The following is a 2,629-nucleotide window of genomic DNA, read 5'->3' on the forward strand; positions in this document are numbered from 1 at the left end:
AATAGCGACTCTTGTTCGGGTGTGGGGTAAAATCGAAACGAATAGGCTTTTTCCATACCTCACATTTTAGCATATATTTCGTAAACGATGCTCATATTTAACAGTAAAGCCGTCGTAGAACGACGGGGTTTCAGACCCAAATTTTCGATGAAAATTCCCCGCACGTTTCTCTTGTTTTTCCTTGCGATCACCGTTAGTCAGAACGTGCGCGGTCAACTGCCAGAAAAAACCGCCGTGGGCAAAAACGGCATGGTGGTTACCAGTCAGGGGGAAGCTTCTAGAGTCGGTCTGGAAATTCTCCGCAAGGGTGGGAATGCGATCGATGCGGCCGTTGCCGTGGGTTACGCGCTTGCAGTCACCGAGCCTTGCTGTGGCAATCTAGGCGGTGGCGGCTTTATGCTGATCCGGTTAGCCAACGGCGAAAGCGTGTTTATCAATTTTCGAGAGACCGCACCTCTAGCCGCCACCGCCAATATGTACCTTGATCGCAATGGTGAGATTATCCCCGGCCGCAGTCGCAACGGCTATCTGGCGGTGGCGGTTCCTGGTACAGTGCGAGGTCTGGATCTGGCCTTACAGAAATACGGTACACGCTCGCGTCAACAAGTCATCGCCCCAGCGATCGCCCTTGCCAGACAGGGATTTATCCTGGGGACAGGAGATATAGAAATCCTCCGGAGAAGCGGTGAGAAGTTAAAAGATCCGAGTATGGCGGCGATTTTCCTGAAAAATGGTTCAAAACCCTACGAGGTAGGCGATCGCTTAGTACAGAAGAACCTCGCGCGCACTCTAGCCCAGATTGCTCGCGGCGGGCCAGCAGTTTTCTATGGGGGGGAAATCGGCGCGCAGGTGGTAGCGGAGAGTCGGAAACAGGGGGGAATTCTCAGTGCTGAAGACCTGGACACCTATCAGGCATTGGAACAGGAACCCCTACAATGCACCTATCGCGGTTACGATATCCTGACCGCGCCGCCACCTGGAGGAGGGATGACGGTGTGCTTGATGTTGAATATCCTACAAGGCTATGATCTCAAAGCTTCGGGATTCCGATCAACCGATACGGTTCATCGCTTTCTCGCTGCGATGTTGTTTGCCTACGTTGATCGCAATACCTATCTCGGCGATCCGAAATTTGTCCAGATTCCCCTAGAACGACTGCTATCGGCAGAATACGCCGCCTCCATCCGGGAGAAAATCCCAACCAAGCAGGCCTTAGATCCCCGTCCCTTCTATCAAACCATCATTCGAGAGGGCGATAGTACCACTCACTACTCGGTGATTGATCGCACCGGCAATGCGGTATCCGTCACCTATACGATCAACTCGTCTTTCGGGGCCGGAGTGATTGCGGGTGACACTGGCTTTGTACTCAATAATGAAATGGATGATTTCGTCAGTAAACTAGGTTCCCCCAACCAATTTGGGCTAATTCAGGGACGAGCGAATCGGATTGAACCGGGCAAGCGTCCCCTGAGTTCCATGTCTCCCACCATCGTGGTAAAAAATGGCCAGGTGGTACTGATTACCGGAAGCCCTGGCGGTTCCACCATCCCGACAACGGTATTACAGATGATCACCCATACGATCGACTACGGGATGACCGTTGCCGAAGCGGTGAACTATCCCCGATTCCATTATCAGGGAATGCCCGATCGGGTTTTGATCGAACCGAACGCGCTCGCTCCGAAGGTAGTGGCCGCTCTCGAAAAACGGGGCTATACCTTCCAACCTTTTCCGAAATGGGGATCGGCCGAGTCGATTGCGGTCGATCGCTCCCGAACCTTTACTGGTGCGGCCGATCAACGCAGAAACGCAGGCGAAGCGAGGGGATTTTAAGAAAGTACCCAAAAACGGGGTAAATGTCCCCATTTTTTCGATATAAACGGCAATTACCCCAGCAATTCTCATTTTGAAACGATTTTGCGTTGTTTCAGCGATCTAGAGATTCGTTAAGAATTATTAACCCCTCTAGGTGCAAGGGTTTTAATGTCATGAAACCTTAAAATGAGAATTGCTGCAATTACCCAAATCATAACCGGGTAAAGGCATAACGAGCGAGGAAAATTGCCGCCAGAATCCAGGTCACTAGGGACACTTCACGTCCCTTGCCGCTAAATACCCGATCGGGCGGGGTACAATCCATGTCAACAATTATCTCTCTCCCCCTTATCTTGGGGACGTTACTCGGACTTAGCGAACTATCCCGTCGTTACAGGTGGTTCGTGTTTGCCTTTTATGCGGTCATCGAAAATTTGGGTCTGAAACCCCGTCGTTCTACGACGGCTTTACCGTTAAATACTAGCGCATTTACACGATATATTCTAGAATGCGAGGTATGGAAAAAGCCTATTCGTTCCGATTTTACCTCACACCCGAACAAGAGTCGCTATTGCGGCGCACATTGGGCTGTGTAAGATTAGTTGACAATAAAGCTCTCCATCTCAGAACACAAGCTTGGTACGAAAAGCAAGAAAGAGTAGGCTACGCCCAAACTTCTTCAATGCTAACCGAGTGGAAAAAGCAAGAAGAATTAGACTTTCTTAATGAAGTAAGCTGTGTCCCCTTACAACAAGGGTTAAGACACTTACAAACAGCTTTTACTAATTTCTTTGCTGGTCGGACTAAGTAT

The 2,629-nt window shown here is 50.1% G+C and carries 3 protein-coding genes; 2 read left to right on the forward strand and 1 reads right to left on the reverse strand.

Annotated features, from left to right (window positions below; all coding sequences use genetic code 11):
- On the reverse strand, positions 1-56 hold a 56-nt coding region (locus PX482_RS27820; protein WP_072024880.1), incomplete at its 3' end, for a helix-turn-helix domain-containing protein.
- Between the two features lie 91 nt (positions 57-147).
- On the opposite strand from PX482_RS27820, the gene ggt reads away from it, so the two are divergent.
- Positions 148-1,836: a gamma-glutamyltransferase gene (gene ggt / locus PX482_RS18595; protein ID WP_288122823.1), complete on the forward strand. Its 1,689-nt coding sequence runs from the start codon at positions 148-150 to the stop codon at positions 1,834-1,836.
- Positions 1,837-2,335: 499 nt separating this feature from the next.
- Positions 2,336-2,629 (forward strand): helix-turn-helix domain-containing protein (locus tag PX482_RS18600; RefSeq protein ID WP_288122824.1); only part of this gene is annotated, 294 nt, incomplete at its 3' end.

Origin of the sequence: Microcystis sp. M53602_WE12 (genome assembly GCF_030065455.1) — a bacterium.
GTDB classification, from domain to species: domain Bacteria; phylum Cyanobacteriota; class Cyanobacteriia; order Cyanobacteriales; family Microcystaceae; genus Microcystis; species Microcystis aeruginosa.

What these genes read in the sequence shown, in the direction of transcription:
- ggt (WP_288122823.1), top strand. Translation starts at nt 148, where the DNA reads ATGAAAATTCCCCGCACGTTTCTCTTGTTTTTCCTTGCGATCACCGTT.